Source organism: Neoalteromonas arenosi (assembly GCF_030362855.1).
Lineage (GTDB): Bacteria > Pseudomonadota > Gammaproteobacteria > Enterobacterales > Alteromonadaceae > Alteromonas_E > Alteromonas_E arenosi.
Genome location: NZ_JAUCBP010000007.1, coordinates 1,077,996 through 1,094,506 on the forward strand (window position 1 = coordinate 1,077,996; position 16,511 = coordinate 1,094,506).

At 46.0% G+C, this 16,511-nt stretch carries 16 protein-coding genes and 1 tRNA gene; 10 read left to right on the forward strand and 7 right to left on the reverse strand.

Going from position 1 to position 16,511, the window contains the following annotated elements:
• Positions 1-37 precede the first annotated feature (37 nt).
• Positions 38-655, forward strand: a complete 618-nt coding sequence (locus tag QTP81_RS11165; RefSeq protein WP_289365542.1) for a hypothetical protein — start codon at positions 38-40, stop codon at positions 653-655.
• A 340-nt stretch (positions 656-995) separates the two neighbouring features.
• On the opposite strand, the gene QTP81_RS11170 is transcribed toward QTP81_RS11165, so the two are convergent.
• Positions 996-1,072, reverse strand: a tRNA-Val gene (locus QTP81_RS11170).
• A gap of 169 nt (positions 1,073-1,241) precedes the next feature.
• On the opposite strand from QTP81_RS11170, the gene QTP81_RS11175 reads away from it, so the two are divergent.
• Complete coding sequence (locus tag QTP81_RS11175) at positions 1,242-5,087, forward strand: response regulator (protein ID WP_289365543.1); 3,846 nt, start codon at positions 1,242-1,244, stop codon at positions 5,085-5,087.
• Entirely contained in the window at positions 5,080-6,906 is a 1,827-nt protein-coding gene (locus QTP81_RS11180; protein ID WP_289365544.1) for a putative bifunctional diguanylate cyclase/phosphodiesterase, read from the forward strand. The genes QTP81_RS11175 and QTP81_RS11180 overlap by 8 nt, the downstream gene beginning before the upstream one ends.
• Here the strand turns inward: QTP81_RS11180 and QTP81_RS11185 are convergent.
• The gene (locus QTP81_RS11185) at positions 6,882-7,811 is read right to left on the reverse strand and encodes a GGDEF domain-containing response regulator (RefSeq protein ID WP_289365545.1); all 930 of its coding nucleotides are present in this window, start codon (positions 7,809-7,811) and stop codon (positions 6,882-6,884) included. The genes QTP81_RS11180 and QTP81_RS11185 overlap by 25 nt on opposite strands.
• Positions 7,812-7,946: 135 nt before the next feature.
• Between QTP81_RS11185 and QTP81_RS11190 the strand changes: the two genes are divergently transcribed.
• The 7 genes from QTP81_RS11190 to QTP81_RS11220 all read left to right on the forward strand — a co-directional run bounded on the left by QTP81_RS11190 (position 7,947) and on the right by QTP81_RS11220 (position 12,309).
• Positions 7,947-9,002 carry a patatin-like phospholipase family protein gene (locus QTP81_RS11190; protein ID WP_289365547.1) on the forward strand — a complete coding sequence of 352 codons (1,056 nt, stop codon included), beginning with the start codon at positions 7,947-7,949 and terminating at the stop codon, positions 9,000-9,002.
• 85 nt (positions 9,003-9,087) lie between these two features.
• Entirely contained in the window at positions 9,088-9,471 is a 384-nt protein-coding gene (locus QTP81_RS11195; protein WP_289365548.1) for an ACT domain-containing protein, read from the forward strand.
• Positions 9,471-9,992: a PTS glucose transporter subunit IIA gene (locus QTP81_RS11200; protein WP_289365549.1), complete on the forward strand. Its 522-nt coding sequence runs from the start codon at positions 9,471-9,473 to the stop codon at positions 9,990-9,992. Before QTP81_RS11195 ends, QTP81_RS11200 begins: the two co-directional genes overlap by 1 nt.
• Before the next feature lie 22 nt (positions 9,993-10,014).
• Positions 10,015-10,365, forward strand: coding sequence for an ArsC family reductase (locus QTP81_RS11205; RefSeq protein ID WP_289365551.1), 351 nt, complete (start codon positions 10,015-10,017; stop codon positions 10,363-10,365).
• Positions 10,362-11,486 carry a succinyl-diaminopimelate desuccinylase gene (gene dapE / locus QTP81_RS11210; RefSeq protein ID WP_289365553.1) on the forward strand — a complete coding sequence of 375 codons (1,125 nt, stop codon included), beginning with the start codon at positions 10,362-10,364 and terminating at the stop codon, positions 11,484-11,486. The genes QTP81_RS11205 and dapE overlap by 4 nt, the downstream gene beginning before the upstream one ends.
• 8 nt (positions 11,487-11,494) lie before the next feature.
• Positions 11,495-12,169, forward strand: coding sequence for a M15 family metallopeptidase (locus tag QTP81_RS11215; protein ID WP_289365646.1), 675 nt, complete (start codon positions 11,495-11,497; stop codon positions 12,167-12,169).
• Complete coding sequence (locus QTP81_RS11220; RefSeq protein ID WP_289365554.1) at positions 12,166-12,309, forward strand: DUF2897 family protein; 144 nt, start codon at positions 12,166-12,168, stop codon at positions 12,307-12,309. The genes QTP81_RS11215 and QTP81_RS11220 overlap by 4 nt, the downstream gene beginning before the upstream one ends.
• 15 nt (positions 12,310-12,324) lie before the next feature.
• Here QTP81_RS11220 and yghU read toward each other — a convergent pair whose 3' ends face one another.
• The 5 genes from yghU to QTP81_RS11245 form a co-directional block, all read right to left on the reverse strand.
• The gene (gene yghU, locus QTP81_RS11225) at positions 12,325-13,200 is read right to left on the reverse strand and encodes a glutathione-dependent disulfide-bond oxidoreductase (protein WP_289365555.1); all 876 of its coding nucleotides are present in this window, start codon (positions 13,198-13,200) and stop codon (positions 12,325-12,327) included.
• Positions 13,201-13,274: 74 nt separating this feature from the next.
• Positions 13,275-13,601 carry a heavy metal-binding domain-containing protein gene (locus QTP81_RS11230; protein WP_289365556.1) on the reverse strand — a complete coding sequence of 109 codons (327 nt, stop codon included), beginning with the start codon at positions 13,599-13,601 and terminating at the stop codon, positions 13,275-13,277.
• Entirely contained in the window at positions 13,598-14,023 is a 426-nt protein-coding gene (locus QTP81_RS11235) for an HIT domain-containing protein (protein WP_289365557.1), read from the reverse strand. Before QTP81_RS11235 ends, QTP81_RS11230 begins: the two co-directional genes overlap by 4 nt.
• Positions 14,016-15,050 (reverse strand): succinylglutamate desuccinylase, encoded by a 1,035-nt coding sequence (astE, locus tag QTP81_RS11240; RefSeq protein WP_289365647.1) that lies wholly within the window; start codon positions 15,048-15,050, stop codon positions 14,016-14,018. The genes QTP81_RS11235 and astE overlap by 8 nt, the downstream gene beginning before the upstream one ends.
• Before the next feature lie 80 nt (positions 15,051-15,130).
• On the reverse strand, positions 15,131-16,447 hold the full coding sequence (locus QTP81_RS11245; RefSeq protein WP_289365558.1) for a putative bifunctional diguanylate cyclase/phosphodiesterase: 1,317 nt from the start codon (positions 16,445-16,447) through the stop codon (positions 15,131-15,133).
• Positions 16,448-16,511: the final 64 nt, after the last annotated feature.

A 16,511-nucleotide genomic window follows, 5' to 3' on the forward strand; every position in this document is an offset into this window, starting at 1 on the left:
TGACTACACATGTACAATTTAAAATCTGGAGTTATCAATGAAAAACATATCTAAACTTTTATATCTAGGCCTTTCAATTGCCCATGCTGGTGCCTTAGCTGATGAACCAAAAAGTATCGCTATTAATTCTACCAATGAATCAGCATTGCTTGATGGGCGTTGTGGAAATGACGAGTGGGAGGTTGCAAGCAGGCTTCACCTTCCCTCTGACGTAACGGTATTTCTCATGCAGGACACAAAATATTTTTATATTTGTACCAAAGGTAAATCTGAAGATATTAACGTGCTGGACCTCTATATTGAAAGTACGGAAGCTGAGCAGCCCTACAAGTATCATCTTTCAGCCCAAATGGGGGAAAGTAAGCTGACTGAAAATGGTTGGGAAAGTACTGCTGATCAGGGTGTACGAAATGGTTATGCTGGGTTATGGGTTCCATACAGCGGCTTGAAAGACCCCGAAAACAGAAAAAATCCCACATTTGAAAGAGGATCACATAGGCAGGTCCAGATTACGCGTGGAAAATTTCCTGGCAATAATTGGCGTATGATGATTAGTGTCAGTGGCATAAAACAAAAAGATGCTTGGACAACGCTGACCTACCCAGAAAATGCTGAAATGGACGATACTTCGACTTGGGGTGTATTTTCTTTTTAGAAGTTAATTATGACGACAATTTCAAGCGTCAGACTCTGATAGTCTGAATTTGAGCCCTTAGTTAAAATGAATCGCCATTAGTTTCTAGGCTATTTGTCACATGTTTCGAGCATTTGGAGAAGCCCCATCAGGGTGGGCTCCTAATCTAATGTTCTTGCGCATTTTGGTGAATGATTAGTAGTATGTAAACATCCAAATCTTGGAGTCTGGGGGCTTAATTCTGAGTACCAAGCCATATACCATCGCGGGCAGTGGCGTTATAGACTCACTTAATTTGGCCAGCTCAGTGAGTATTTGCGCGTATCAGCTATCGGTTTAGTGTGGAATAAATATAGAAATTTGGTGCGTCTACCCTGACTCGAACAGGGGACCTCTACCATGTCAAGGTAGCGCTCTAACCAACTGAGCTATAGACGCATGAGATGTGCTTGACTAAGCGGCGCGTATGTTAGCGATTCGCCCCCCAGACTGCAAGCGCTTTTTGGCATATTTTTGCCCTGAAATCTCGGATTGCAAAAAACTAGACTAAATAAAGTACAGACTGCTAAAGTTTAACTATCAAGCACTTAACACATGGCATAAGCAATTGATCAAGCGAGACCTTGATAGTGGCAGTAAGCGTCTGGTTAAAACCGCTGTTGTCGCGGCAATTTTATTGGTAATCGTTTCAGCAATTGCTACCCGCTATGCATTAATTGACATACGCGAAGATATTCGCAAAGAAACCAGTAAAGCCCTCAATGTCGTGCTAGATACAACCGTTGCGGCATTACAACTGTGGCACGATGCCAGTATCAATGAAATATCAGAAGCAGCCTCAACTGATGGCGTTAACGCGGCTGTCGCCAGGCTTATTGATGAAAATGCCAGTGAGGCCGAGCGCAGCGTATTAGATGAGTTGCTGCATACGCGTTTTTTTGAATTACAGCGTTTGCAAGGCCACGAGGGATTCGATTTACTGTCGCTAGACGGGCAACGCCTGATCACAACATCATCCTTCCCGATTGGACAAGCCCCCAATTTTTTTAAGCTCTACCCAGAATTAATCCGCAGTATTATCACAACAAACGAGCCTTTGTTTATTCCGCCAACCGAAGAACGCGGCTACGACCGAGATGTTATCGTTGCTCACTTTGTCGCGCCAATCGTTTATCGCGGAGAAACCATCGCCCTACTCGCTGCTCAGCATTCTCCTGACAAGGGCATGTCGACCATTGCTCAATTAGGTCGTATTGGAGATAGCGGTGAAACCTATCTTTTTAATCGCGCCGGGATATTAGTCACCGAAAGCCGTTTTACCGATGACTTGGTCAACACCGGTCTTATTGCACCAGACTCGCCTGCCATTTTTAATGTATCGATTCGCAACCCAGGCACAGACTTAACCCAAGGCAAGCAAGCACGCGCAGAGCGCGACGAACAGCCACTGACACTAATGGCACAAAGTGCGACATTGGGCCTATCAGGTGAAAGCATGGAAGGCTATCGCGATTACCGCGGTGTCCCCGTTATGGGCGCGTGGACCTTCATTGATGACCTGAACCTGGGTATCACATCTGAAATCGACGTTATGGAAGCCATGCAGCCTTACTTCAGTGCTCAGGCTACAATCTTGTCACTATTAACCGTAAGCGGCAGTTTCGCTGTTGCTCTGGGCATTTTGTTGTACATGCTAATGAGTCGCACCACCCGCTTACTACGCTCTTCAGCCCGACAATTGGAGTCAGAGGTTGAAGACCGAACGGTTGAGCTGCGCCAAACCGCGGAACAATTACGCACAGAACGAACCTTGATATCAACCGTATTTCAAGAAATTCCGGATCCTATATTTTGTAAAACCGATGATGGTCATTACTTTAGGGTCAACCAAGCGTTTGCGGAATTGTTGGGGAAGAGCATTGACGAAGTCGAATCAAAACACGACCGCGATTTGTATTCGACTGCAGAAGCCAATTCCTTTCAGCTTGATGATCAAGAAGTACTAAAAAGTGATACGCCACGCGTGAATGAGCGTTGGACGTCGAACCGCCATGATGAACAGGTACTGTTTGAAACACGCAAATCAGCGTTTAAGTTACCAGGCAGTTCACGGCGTTATATTTTGGCGGTTAGCCGTGACATTACCCAGCGAAAATTGGCTGAGCAGCAGTTAAAACTTGCAACCCAACAAGCCAACAATGCAAACACCGCCAAGAGCGAGTTTTTAGCGCGCATGTCGCACGAGATCCGCACGCCTATGAACGGCGTCTTAGGTATGCTGGAACTCCTCAGTCGTTCGACCCTTAACAACGACCAAATTCAAAAAGTGAATGTGGCTAAAAGCAGTGCAGATGCTCTGTTAGCAGTCATCAACGACATCCTTGATTTTTCCAAAATTGAAGCCGGTAAACTGTCAATCGAGACTGTCGATTTTAATCCGCGTCAATTAATTGAAGAGAGTGCGCAAGCGTTGGCCATTCGCGCTGATGCCAAAGGCATCGAGTTATTGGTAGACGTATCCAAAATTGAAATTGAAACCGTTGCAGGTGATCCCTTGCGGATTCGACAGGTACTGACAAACTTGGTCGGTAATGCGATCAAATTCACCAATGAAGGACAAGTGGTTATTGAAGCCGCCATTGTTGAACACGGTGATGAAATAAGACTGAACTGCAAAGTTAGTGACACCGGTATCGGCATTCCAAAGGAGAAAATGCTCGGCTTATTTGAATCGTTCTCACAAGTCGACAGCTCCACCACACGCACCTATGGCGGCAGTGGATTAGGTTTGGCTATCTCCAAGCGCTTGGTTAATTTGATGGATGGCGAAATATCGGTTGACAGTAAAACCGACAAGGGTAGCTGTTTTGCATTCACCGTTGCCCTCTCGCCAGCTAAATCAGCCATCAAAGAAGTACCGGAAATTAGTATGCGCGGCTGGCGGGTATTAACCGTCGACGACAACCAAACCAATCTCGATATTCTCAATGCGCATCTCGACAATTGGGGCGCTAAGGTTACTCAAGCTGCTAGTGTCGATGAGGCAATGGATATTTTGCGCCTTAATCAAATTAGTAGCGATAACGCGAGTGCGAGTATTGATTTTGATTTAGTCATTACCGATATGCACATGCCTGAAAAAGACGGGCTTTACTTAACTGAAGCGATACGTCAGCAGCGTTCTAATGAGGAATTACCCATCCTGATGCTGAGTTCAGTGTCCAGTCAAATTGCTACGTCTGATTTGGCCCGTTTAGGATTAGATGGATGCCTAATTAAACCGGTAGTTACTTCAGATTTGTTTAACGCCATTGCCATGATCGCAGCGAACAGCCAAAACGGCTCGGAGCGATTATTCGTTTCAGAACACTCCTTGCAGCAATTAAGTCGCGCAATAAGCACCAAAGTAGAATGGCCAGAAGGCACAAAAGTGCTGTTGGTAGAAGACAACCACGTCAACCAACTCGTTGCCCAAGGTTTACTCGAGAGCATTGAAATGCCGTGTGATATTGTCGAGCATGGTTTAGAAGCTCTTGAGCGATTACGCGCGGCCGACGACAACGAATATGCAGCCATTTTAATGGATTGCCAAATGCCCATAATGGACGGCTATCAAGCCACTAGTAAGATACGTGAAGGTGCTGCGGGTGACCGTTGGCATCGTATCCCAATCATCGCCATGACTGCCAATGCGTTAAAAGGCGATCGCGAAAAATGCCTTGCTGCAGGTATGGATGATCATGTACCTAAACCCATCGAAGTTGAGAATTTAAAGGATGCGTTACGCAGTGCGCTGAACGCCAAAGAGGTACAATTTTGCGATGTTGACAATCGAGCGCCAGCAATCCCCGAAGATGCACCTGCAGAGCGCCCTTCGCTAAACATTCCTGACCAATTACTCACGATGAATTGGCAAGATGCTTCCCCTAGCCTTGCCGAGCAACCACAGCTATACCTGAAGAGTTTGCAGGTCTACATCAATCAATACCAAAATATTGCCAGCGTTATTCAAACCCATTTTGACGCCAAACAATTTGACCAACTCGGTAGTATTTTTCATACACTCAAAGGCACCAGCGGCAATATGGGTTTTATGACGCTGTTTGAACGCAGTAAGCATATCGAAGAAGTGCTTGACGATGGCGAGCTCGATCAACAAGCCTTGGATCATTACAAAGATGCTATTGAACTGTCCTTGCGCGACGCTGGTGCCATTACTGCGGCCAATGAAACGACTAAAACAGTGTCGAGTGAACGTCAAGCCTGTGATGTTTTAGCTGAACTGGTAAACCTTCTGGAGAGCAGCGAATTGATTCCAGATGCATTATTGGCGGAAGTTGAAGGCTTACAACCGGATGAATTTAAAGACGATGGATTAACGCGATTAGTTGCTGCGTTAGATTCGTTTGATTACGATAATGCTTTAGCCATTATTAGGGAAAATGATGCCTGATTTATCACAGTATACGATCCTCGCGGTAGACGACGATTCTATTAACTTACGCGTTATTGGCCAGCAATTGCAGACGCTTAAGCCGCGATTGCTCGTCGCTACCGATGGCCAACTGGCGCTGGATATTATCGCGCGAGAGAAGCCGGATCTAATCCTTCTGGATATCAAAATGCCAGGCCTCAGCGGCATCGAAGTATGTCGACAAATCAAGGCCGATAGCCAATACGCCCACATTCCAGTGTTGTTTCTCACGAGCAGTGAACAAGACACAGCCAAAGCCTTTGATGTGGGTGGTGTCGACTACATTATCAAACCAGTGGATAGCGATGCCTTACAAGCTCGTGTAACAACCCATTTAAAACTCGCCTCTACGCTCAAAGCATTAGATGAAACCAACGCCTTGTTGAGCTCAGCTAATGAGCGGCTGGAAAAGAAAGTTGAAGAGCGCACGCGAGAATTGGTGAATACCAATGCGAGTTTACGCCGTGAAATTAATGAGCGGCGCAGTTTACAAGATAAACTGTCATTCCTGTCGCATCACGATTTTGTCACCCGTATGTACAATCGTTTTGCCTTGGAGGAAAAACTAACTGAATCGATGGCCAATACCGAGGAGATTACAGATGCCCGGTTTGTATGCCTGATTGATTTAGACCAATTTAAGATCGTTAACGATACTTGCGGTTATTTAGCGGGTGATGAACTGTTGCGCCAGATGGCTGAAGTATTACGCGGCCAACTCGACACAGATGATATCGCAGCACGCATTGGCGGCGATGAATTTGCCGTTTACTTTCATCAGCCTGATATGGGCTTTGCGATCTCTAAAGTCCGAGCGATTAAATCAGCGCTTGAGAACTTTGAATTTACTTGGATGGATGAGCGATTCAAACACAATGTCAGTATGGGCTTGGTCGAAATTGACCAAAGCATTGATTCGGTATCGCACTTGATAAGTGTCGCAGAACGGACCTGTTATCAAAGTAAATTAAAGGGCGGTGGCGAGATTTCCGTGTACAACGTGACACGTACCCATGTGGATAAAACCCAGCAACAAATGCGTCTCGTGCCGATTATTCGTCAAGCGATTGAAGAAGGCCGTCTGCAATTGCACGTGCAAGGTATTTATTTAAACGATGGAGAAACCTTAGTTAAAGCTGAAGTGTTAGCTCGTTTAATTGATACTGCAGGCCGCTTGCAGCCGCCGAGTTATTTCATTCCTGTCGCGGAAAAATTCAATATTATTGATGCGATCGATCGCTATATGATTGAAAAGTCTGTGGTGGCCCTAAGTGCTACCGGTTCGGGTATTCAATTATCGGTCAACGTCAGCGGCGCATTTATCAATAAAGAAGACGCCGCTAGTTTTATTAAAGAAACGCTATCGCAGTGTCAGGTCGACCCTAGCCTGCTGTGTTTAGAAATCACCGAATCATCAGCGATCAGTAACTTAGAAACCACCACGCAATTTATCAATGAACTCAGTGGGTTTGGCTGTCAATTTGCATTGGATGATTTCGGTACGGGTACATCGAGCTACGAGTACTTAAAAGTGCTCGCTATCGACACAGTAAAAATTGATGGAATGTTTGTGCGCGATGTAGAAACTGATTTGGTCAATCGCCGCATGATAGAATCCATCGCAGGAATCGCATCTGCCAAAGGAATTAAAGTAGTCGCAGAGTGCGTTGAAAGCAAAGCAGCGGTTAGCTTATTAAAGCAGCTCAATATTGATTACCTACAGGGCTTTGCGTTGCATCACCCCGAACCACTGAATGATTTTTTAGCCAATAATCAGAAAACTGACGCCACCTGCTGAGTAAACGCTGGCATTATTCTGGCACGCCCTTCTTTTTTCGCATTATACAACTGCACATCGGCTTGATGGATAATTTCTTCCGCCGTCAAATCAATATCAACGGGGAATGTGGTGATCAGACCACCACTAAACGTCACTACGTCGTGGACGGAAGACGTTTGATGGGGAATATTCTTTTCGACCATTTTACCCAAGGCAATATTAGCCAGTGCAATAGCATCTTTTTGATCGGTATTAGGCATAATAACGGCAAACTCTTCACCGCCAAAGCGAGCGACTAGGTCAGATGCGCGTTTAAAGACTTCTATCAGTAATTTTGCAACTTGACGCAAACACATGTCGCCACTGGTGTGCCCATAGGCATCGTTGTATTTTTTAAACTCATCAACATCGATAAGCAATAACGACAATGGCTGCCCTGCCCGTTTGCAGCGATGCCACTCGCGCACGAGCGACTCATCAAACGCACGACGATTCGCCACTTCAGTAAGCCCATCAATACGCGCCAGTTTGTTTAGCAATGCGGTTTTACGCAGCAGGTCAACTTGAATTTCAATTCTCGCCTTGAGAATTTGATTGTGCAGCGGCTTAGAAATAAAGTCATTAGCCCCATACTCTAACGAGCGTAACTCGTCATCAGAATCGCGGCTTCCGGTCATAACGATAATGGCAGGATTTGAATAGGTTTCACGGTCATCGCGAACCATCTTGCAGATATCTAGACCATTACCATCAGGCAAGTTCAAATCGAGTAGCACAATATCAATTTTTTTCTCGATGAGTAATTTGAGCGCTTTTTCTTTGGTTTTGGCGATAAACACGGTGTAGTCGTCACGCAACGTGCCAACGAGGACGTTGATATTAACTGGATCGTCTTCAACAATGAGGATTTGGTGCCTTTCCACGACATGCACTCTTGTTATCTTTATCGCCATCATACCCGAACGACCTAAAGCTGCAAGCCCTGCGCACAGCGCCGCTCGCCAGTCGCTGCCGATTGTGATAAAAAGACTGTAAAAAAACAACGCGCTAAAGACTTTATGTTAACAATATATGCAGGCCCTAATGCCCGTGAACGGATCAGCGACGGCGCGATTAAAGCCGACGATTTCACCGTGTTTTTGGGCGCGTCTGGCGGCCCCAAGTGGTTTAGCCTATTTGGTTTAGACAAGTACATGTTTGGTGAGTTTTTCGCTGACCGTCAACAGCCCCTGCACATGATTGGTTCATCTGCAGGGGCGTTTCGCGCTGCGTGCTTTGCACAATCTGACCCGGTGGCAGCAATAAAGCGCTTAGCAAAGCACTACTCAACCACGACATACTCCGATAAGCCCACACCGCAAGAGATCACCGATTCCGCTAAAGCCTTATTGGACATAGTGGTACCTGAAAATCAAATTGAGGCAATTATTCATAACCCCGTGTTTAAGGCTCACTTTATTGTTGCGCGCACCCTGGGTTTAGCCGCTTCTGAAACCTCTATTGTACAAATGGCTGGTTTGATGCGCAGCTATCTTGTCAACCGCGTCAGCCGCCGATTGCTCAAAGACCAATACCAACGCTTTGTATTTCAATCACCCTCTAGTGCACTTGCGTTTAAAGACGACATGGGTTTTGCGACACAAAGCGTTGCTTTCACCACCAACAATTTAAAGCCTGCATTGTTGGCATCAGGTTCGATTCCTATGGTAATGAAAGGCATTGCCGATATTCCAGATGCCCCGAAGGGGATGTACCGCGACGGCGGGATCATTGATTACCATTTTGATCTGGATATTGATACCCAAGGGGGATTGATTTTATACCCTCATTTCAATGCTTCGCCGCGCGCTGGATGGTTTGATAAATCACTGCCACGTAAAGTCCGCGAGAAAAATTATACGAATACAGTGATGCTAGTGCCTTCTGCAGAATTCGTTGCTTCCTTGCCCTATGGAAAAATTCCGGACCGTGAAGACTTTACTAAAATGGATAGTGAGCAGCGCATTGCCTATTGGCGCACGGTATTGACAGAGACAGAGCGCCTTGCAGAGAGTTTTGACAAAACAATCAATAACGTAGGCGCAACGAAGATATTACCAATTGATAGTATCTAGACTATTTTAATCGCAATCTTGTGGCGTCATCCGACTGTTTTTTATGCTAATCTCAAAGTTTATGGAGTAACAAGTGGTTAAGCCTATGCCAAAGCAGACGTTAGCAGTAGTTGCCGATACAATGATTATTCATTCGTTGCCAGCCGACGCTGACGTCCCTGACGTTGTATTTAGGCAATCTTTGTACTTCATAGGAAAAACGGCTGAGGAGCTCTCTATCGTGGTGCCCGAAACGGTCGCAATTGAGTCTGAAGACAGCGACGGAAATTGGCGAGCTTTGGAAGTTTTAGGGCCCTTGAGTTTGTCTATGATTGGGATCATGGCCAGTATTTGTAATGTGCTCGCCAAAGCTAATGTCAGTATTTTCGTACTATCCACGTTCGAAACCGATTACTTCTTAGTGAAAAATAAATCGCTTGATACTGCATTAGCGGCTTTAGAGGCTGAGGGTTACACGGTTATTCGCTAGTGACTATTACCGTTTCGAAACACGTCGACAAAGCCCCAGACAGCTTTGCTCATAGCATCTCTATATCCGCGCCGATCAGTGGTAAAGTCAAGTCCTTAGCTACCAGTAATGAAGCATTGATGGCTATGCGAGCCTGTGGTGATGGTGTGTGTGTAGACGTATCAGGTTCACAATTATTTGCGCCTTTTGAGGCGTCGGTTATTCAGTCTACAGCTACGGGTGAAACCACCGTTCTAAAAGCCCGAAGTGGCTTAATTCTGCGCTTGGGATTTGCCAGTAGTGTTCATCAGCTTATGGGAGAACGATTTAGACGACATGTAAGCGTTGGCGATAGAGTTGCGCCCCAGCAATGCATAATGGATTTTGATCTGGCTTTTCTGCGCAATCACCTACCTCAGGTGGAATTGTATGTAACCGTGTTGAATGGCGGTAAATTACGCGCAATCACTACGCCCGGTGGCCCGCAGACTTCGATAGCAGTCGTTGCCAATAGCGACGACCTTATGACATTATTTTTTTAACTCATACGAATGTACAGAAACTATGACAATTACGCTTTACGGTATTAAAAATTGCGACACCGTGAAAAAAGCTCGCAAGTGGTTTGAACAACAAAACATTGAGTATGTTTTTCACGATTTTAGGGTGGATGGAATTGAGCAAGACTGGGTTAGCAGCACTGCTAAGCGGATCCCGTGGGACACGCTATTAAATAAGCGCGGCACGACCTACAGGCAGCTTGATGATGCGACCAAGAATACTATTGACGAGGCTTTGGCTATCCAGTTGATGGCTGAGCAACCCACGTTGATAAAACGCCCTGTGGTTTTATCAGATTCTGTAGCGTTGGTGGGTTTTAAAGCAGACCAATACGCGGAATTATTTGCGCAATGAGTGAAGTGTTAGCGTTAACCAAAGCGTTAATTGAACGCCAATCGGTAACACCTGAGGACGCTGGTTGCCAAGTATTACTTGGCGATCGTCTGGCAAAATTAGGCTTCAAGCTAGAAACGATGGTGTTTGAAGACACAACCAACTTATGGGCCCGACGCGGTTCTGAAGCACCGGTATTTTGCTTCGCCGGTCATACTGATGTAGTCCCCTCAGGCCCAGCAAATAAATGGCGTTTCCCGCCGTTTGTGCCCACCGAAGACAATGGTTTGTTGTACGGTCGCGGTGCGGCGGATATGAAAGGAAGTCTCGCAGCGATGATTGTCGCTATCGAACGTTTTGTTGCTGCCAATCCCGATCACAGAGGCTCGATTGCGCTGCTGATTACCAGCGATGAAGAGGGTCCTTTTATCAATGGCACTACGCGGGTTATTGATACGCTGGAAGCTCGTAACGAAAAAATTGATTGGTGTATTGTCGGTGAGCCCTCGAGCACCCGCAGTGTCGGAGATGTGGTAAAACACGGTCGTCGCGGCTCATTAACCGGTGATTTGGTGATCCACGGTGTACAAGGTCACGTTGCCTACCCTCATCTAGCTGAGAACCCCGTTCATCAAGTTGCACCAGCACTTGCTGAGCTCAGTGCTATCGAATGGGACAAAGGCAATCCTGATTTTCCCCCAACAAGCTTTCAGGTTTCCAACATTAACTCCGGGACTGGCGCAGGTAATGTCATACCAGGCGAATGTCACATCATGTTTAATTTTCGCTATTCAACCGAAAGTCATTCAGAAGGTTTAATTGCCAAGGTCAATCAGGTGCTTACCAAGCACAATCTTAACTACGATATAAACTGGACCCACAATGGTTCACCGTTTTTAACCCAACCTGGTGAGCTGCGCGCAGCTACCGCTCATGTGATCAAACAGATAACGGGCAACAATCCAGAATTTTCCACCGCTGGCGGAACCTCAGATGGACGCTTTATTGCTCCTACTGGCGCTCAAGTCGTTGAATTAGGCCCAGTCAATGCCAGTATTCACAAAGTAGATGAGCATGTGAAAATTGCTGACCTTGAGGTCTTAACCGACATGTACACAGGTATCCTGGAGGAGTTGTTATAACGGTGACAATGCAGCATTGGTTAGGTCAAGATGAATCTCATCTCGTAGAAGTAGAAGGCAAGCACCGTCTTCAGGCTGAGGTGCGCGACAACTTTTTGCGCATGCGACAAGCAGCGCAAGCTGCTGGCATCGATTTACAAATGGTCAGTAGTTTTCGCAGTTTTGCTCAACAATGCGCAATTTGGCGACGCAAATGGCAAGGTGAATTGCCATTGTATGCACTTGATAATACCTTAATTGACAGCGCGACATTGAATGACACACAACGCTTACATGCCATGTTACTATGGTCTGCGCTCCCCGGTGGCTCTCGACACCACTGGGGCACCGATATCGATGTGTACGACAAAGCACGCGTTGAAGCCAGCGGTATCGAATTTCAGTTGATCAGCAGTGAATATGAGCCGCCAGGCCCCTGTTCTGAGTTATCACATTGGTTGGCAGAAAATGCCGCGAACTTTGGCTTTGTGCGCCCATACGCTAAGTACGTAGGAGGTATTGGCGCTGAGCCTTGGCACCTAAGTTATGCACCAATAGCAACCCAGATTGAGCAACAATTCGATCCAAACGCGCTAAAACGAACAATTCTCGACGCCAATCTTCCAGCAAGCTCACTTATCGCTGAGCACTTCGATGAACTCTACCGGCGTTATGTTCGCAATCAAGGAGCGACAGACGCATGAGTACGTGGTTAATTGTGGGCATTATTGTTTTGGTACTGGGCTTGATTGTCAGTAACATAATGCTGCTTAAATACAGCGCCAAACTGCCCATGAAAAAAGGCTCAACAACAGCAAAAGACGATTCTGATGCTCCCCGCTGAGCCCTTCTCTAATGCTTATTCACCTTCTTGCGGTGCGATTTTATCTTGGGTCTTATGTTCGAAGTCACTGGCATCGTGACGTTCGTGTAACTGGCCTTTAGGGTCGCCCCAGCTGCGATTCACCTTTTTACCACGCTTAACCGCCGGCCGCTCGGCAATGTCTTTGGCCCAGCGTTGAACGTTGGTATAACTTTCAACATCGAGAAACTCGCCTGCTTCGTATAAATATCCCAACGCCAGCGCACCATACCATGGCCAAATAGCAATATCAGCGATAGTGTACTCATCCCCCAGAATATAGGTCTTGCCTGCCAATTGTTTTTCCAAAACATCTAACTGTCGTTTGACTTCCATTGCATAGCGATCAATCGGGTACTGCCATTTTTCAGGTGCGTACGCATAGAAGTGTCCAAAACCACCGCCTAACATTGGGGCGCTACCCATCTGCCAAAACAGCCAATTCACACATTCAGCGCGCGCGCTCGGCTCAGCAGGTATAAACGCTTGGTGCTTCTCGGCTAAATACAACAAAATAGAGCCAGACTCGAACAACCGAGTCGGCGGATTCGTCGATGTGTCATACATCGCCGGAATTTTCGAATTGGGGTTAACTTCGACGAATCCCGAACCGAATTGTTCGCCTTCCATAATATTAATCATAAAAGCATCATATTCGGCGTCAGTGATCCCTAATGCTAACAACTCCTCAAGCAGAATTGTTACCTTTACACCATTGGGAGTTGCCAATGAGTACAACTGCAATGGGTGCTTGCCCTGTGGTAATACTTTGTCGTGAGTAGCGCCAGATATTGGACGATTGATATTGGCAAACTTGCCACCGCTTTCAGCGTCCCAAGTCCATACCTTGGGCGGCTGATAAGAGTTTGTCATGCAATTCCCCTTGCATTGCTTGCGTTAGATACAACATTGACCTAGTTATATGCAGATTGGTTTCAAACGGTTTATTAGACGTCCGAATAGCGCACTGCGGTACCCGCAATACTTACCATCAGCATGCTGCCTTTATCACCAATTACTTGGTAATCAATATCAATACCGATTACCGCGTTCGCCCCCATAGCTCTCGCTTCTTGCTCGAGTTCGGCGAACGCAATTTTGCGCGCGCGGGTCAATTCATCTTCATATGAACCTGAGCGACCACCAACAATATCGCGAATAGACGCAAACAAATCTTTAAACAGATTCGCTCCCATAACCGCCTCACCGATGACAATACCGTAATAGTTATCGATGGACTTACCCTCGAGTTGGTTAGTTGTAGTGATAATCATAAATCGCTCCTTGTGGTGATGTAGGCTTCAAATGCAGTGGTGATTTCCTGCACCCGCGCAGTAGTATAGCTAATTGCCGGTACGGCATTCCAAACAGGCCCAGGCCATGCTGCATCAGAGGCAAAACGGCCAATGTGATGCACATGCAATTGCGCAACGACATTGCCTAATGCCGCAACGTTTAACTTTTCAGCGTTAAAGAAATCACAGATAAATTGGCTGACCGTGTTGCTTTCCAGCAATAGCTGCTGCTGTTGAGCTATGCTCAAATCAATCAATTCTTTAACCCCTGCGATTCTCGGCACAAGAATAAGCCAAGGATAGTTTGCATCTTTACTGAGTAGCGCTGTCGATAAGCTTAATTCCGCAAGCAGATAGGTATCGCTTTTTAAGCGACTGTCTAGTTCAAATGATTCAGTCATCTAGTGACTCTATTGTTGTCGGAACTACCGTTAATAGTGCGCGCTGACCGATAGCGACGCTAGCATTGGGAAAAACAATGGCTTCGCCGTCTTGCTGGGCAACATATTGCCGTTGTGTCTCTGATGCTAACACTTGGCCTGCCTTATAATCCGTAAAGTTCGCTGTATCATCGCTAAAGTGTAATTGAAAATCCGCATGTTGCTTATTAATGACCTGATTAACGCGATAGATCAACAAATCATCTAGGGAAATACTCGGCGGCTGATAATCCCTGTCGCAAACCAGAGCCAATAATGCTGCCTTAGCCTCGGCAAAACGTGTCATATCGTTTTGACCAAACGGCCTGACTTTACCGAGCTCCACCGTAAATGCATGGGCATTAAATGCTGTTGAGCTAAAATAGCTGAACGTAGTGGTTGGACTCTCGGACAACAAAATCGTTTTCACCCCACAGGCCGCCATAAAGGCCAGCTGTGAGCGGCTGTGATTGCGTCCGTGTAACAGTGGATACACGGCAAATTTTTCATTCTTAGAGGCGCGAATCGCAGTGTGTAAATCATAGTGAATTCGTGTTTCTACTGAGCTTTGCGCGGCGTAAAAATGCTCGATGTGCTGTTCTAGTTGCAACGCACGTCGACGCTCATCATTGACTAACCCCGGAGCTTGACTGTGCGCACCAGAGAATAATCGGTTCATATTTTCTTCGACAAAGCGTTCACCAATATCCATCGCTGGTAAATTACCAAACAGTACCAATACACTCTGCTGGCATTGCAAATTGCCGTTGAGTAACCCTTGCACTAAATCATCAAGGATTTCTATCGGAGCCGTTTCGTTGCCGTGCACGCCACATGACAAAACGATCGCTTTTGTCGCTGAATGCGATGGGACAAATTCGATTATTCCTGGCGCATGCACTGTCACCCGTGTGTTGTTGGCCAGTGTAAATGATGTTGAATGGTCGAACATTTCAGGCTGTTGCCGAGAAAGTGCTAAGAAGCCTTGGCTGGTAATAATGTTTTGCAGTTCCATAATGTCTTAGTAATTAACTACATAACACTATGGTAACCGAATTTAACCGATTATTTCACGTTTGTTACACTGGTCTAAGAAGATAGGCTTTGGCGTTGTAGGAAGGAAGTCCCAATACTGATATCGTGTTGAGCGAACTCGATAAATTCACTTAAAGGCAATGCGCGCGTAAATAAGAAACCTTGGCCGTGCTCAATCCCAACCTCACGCAGGACGTGCAAGTGTTTAACGGTTTCAATGCCTTCAGCAACCACATCGCACTCTTTGGCGTTACCAATCAACTTGACGGCTTGGATAATCGCTCGGTTAACCGCATCTTTGTCGATATCGAGAATAAACGTTTTATCGATTTTAAGGGTGTTAATCGCCAAGTCGCGAATATAACTCAAGTTTGAGTAACCTTTGCCAAAATCATCAATACAAATCGATAATCCAAGCGCTCTGAGCTCATCTAACTGGCGTTTAACCATCAAGCTGTTGGACAGTGCCACGTCTTCAGTTAACTCAAGTTCAAAGCGCTCTAGCGGCAAGTTATAGACACGCGAAAAACGTCTAAGTGTTGGGACTAATTGCGAATCGTAGAGTTGCGTAGGCGAAATGTTCACCGATAAGGTGATATTTAACCCTACAGCGTCAAGTTCGCGCATTTGCTGGAATGCATTCTCGATGGTCCAATAGCCTAGCTCATTCATCATATTGTAAGACTCAGCGGCTTCAATCAGAGAACCAGGAAAAAGTACGCCATCGAGGGGGTGATTCCATCGCAGTAAGCATTCAGCACCAATTATTTCTAGATTACTGAGTTTTACTTTAGGCTGAAAATAAAGCTCTAACTCACCATTGCGCAAAGCGCGTTGTAAATCAGCTTTAAGGGTTAGACTGCGCGCATTTGAATTTTTATTGCGCTCACTGAGAAATGCAAAATTTTCATATTTGTTTTGTTTGGCTTGCTTAAGGGCTGCCTCAGCGCGCGCAACAAAGTCAGTGATACTGAAGCTGGACATATCTGCGACCGCAGCGCCAACATTAAAATCGGCAATAAACGAATGGTCGTCGTACTGGATTGGCGTTTTGAAATGTTCGACTAAGTATTCAAACTTGGTCATCAGCTCTAAAGGCGTATACTTTTTATCAAACAACAATGCGAAAACATCACCGCTTATGCGGCCAAACTGCGCGGCATCTTTGAATAATAAGCTAATGCGATTGGCGATGGACAGAAGGAACTCATCGCCTATGTGTGTTCCAAAACTGGTGGTCACGTCAGAAAATCGAACAACATCGATTAACATCATCGACACCGAGTTGCTTTCCTGTGCACATCTCTCTACGCAGTGAATAAAGGCAAAGCGATTAGGGATCGCAGTCAATTTTTGGTGAATACGAATCATGAGTACAACGGATAACTCACACAAGATAGGTCGAGTTTAACGATAAACTTTTGCATTAGCCAGT

Bases quoted from the DNA above. Each gene is read 5' to 3' on its own strand.
- QTP81_RS11215 (WP_289365646.1), top strand. From the start codon at position 11,495: ATGCAGCATTGGTTAGGTCAAGATGAATCTCATCTCGTAGAAGTAGAA.
- dapE (WP_289365553.1), top strand. From the start codon at position 10,362: ATGAGTGAAGTGTTAGCGTTAACCAAAGCGTTAATTGAACGCCAATCG.
- QTP81_RS11165 (WP_289365542.1), top strand. From the start codon at position 38: ATGAAAAACATATCTAAACTTTTATATCTAGGCCTTTCAATTGCCCAT.
- QTP81_RS11190 (WP_289365547.1), top strand. From the start codon at position 7,947: ATGTTAACAATATATGCAGGCCCTAATGCCCGTGAACGGATCAGCGAC.
- QTP81_RS11180 (WP_289365544.1), top strand. From the start codon at position 5,080: ATGCCTGATTTATCACAGTATACGATCCTCGCGGTAGACGACGATTCT.
- QTP81_RS11195 (WP_289365548.1), top strand. From the start codon at position 9,088: ATGCCAAAGCAGACGTTAGCAGTAGTTGCCGATACAATGATTATTCAT.
- QTP81_RS11245 (WP_289365558.1), bottom strand. From the start codon at position 16,447: ATGATTCGTATTCACCAAAAATTGACTGCGATCCCTAATCGCTTTGCC.
- QTP81_RS11205 (WP_289365551.1), top strand. From the start codon at position 10,015: ATGACAATTACGCTTTACGGTATTAAAAATTGCGACACCGTGAAAAAA.
- yghU (WP_289365555.1), bottom strand. From the start codon at position 13,200: ATGACAAACTCTTATCAGCCGCCCAAGGTATGGACTTGGGACGCTGAA.
- QTP81_RS11235 (WP_289365557.1), bottom strand. From the start codon at position 14,023: ATGACTGAATCATTTGAACTAGACAGTCGCTTAAAAAGCGATACCTAT.
- QTP81_RS11220 (WP_289365554.1), top strand. From the start codon at position 12,166: ATGAGTACGTGGTTAATTGTGGGCATTATTGTTTTGGTACTGGGCTTG.
- QTP81_RS11230 (WP_289365556.1), bottom strand. From the start codon at position 13,601: ATGATTATCACTACAACTAACCAACTCGAGGGTAAGTCCATCGATAAC.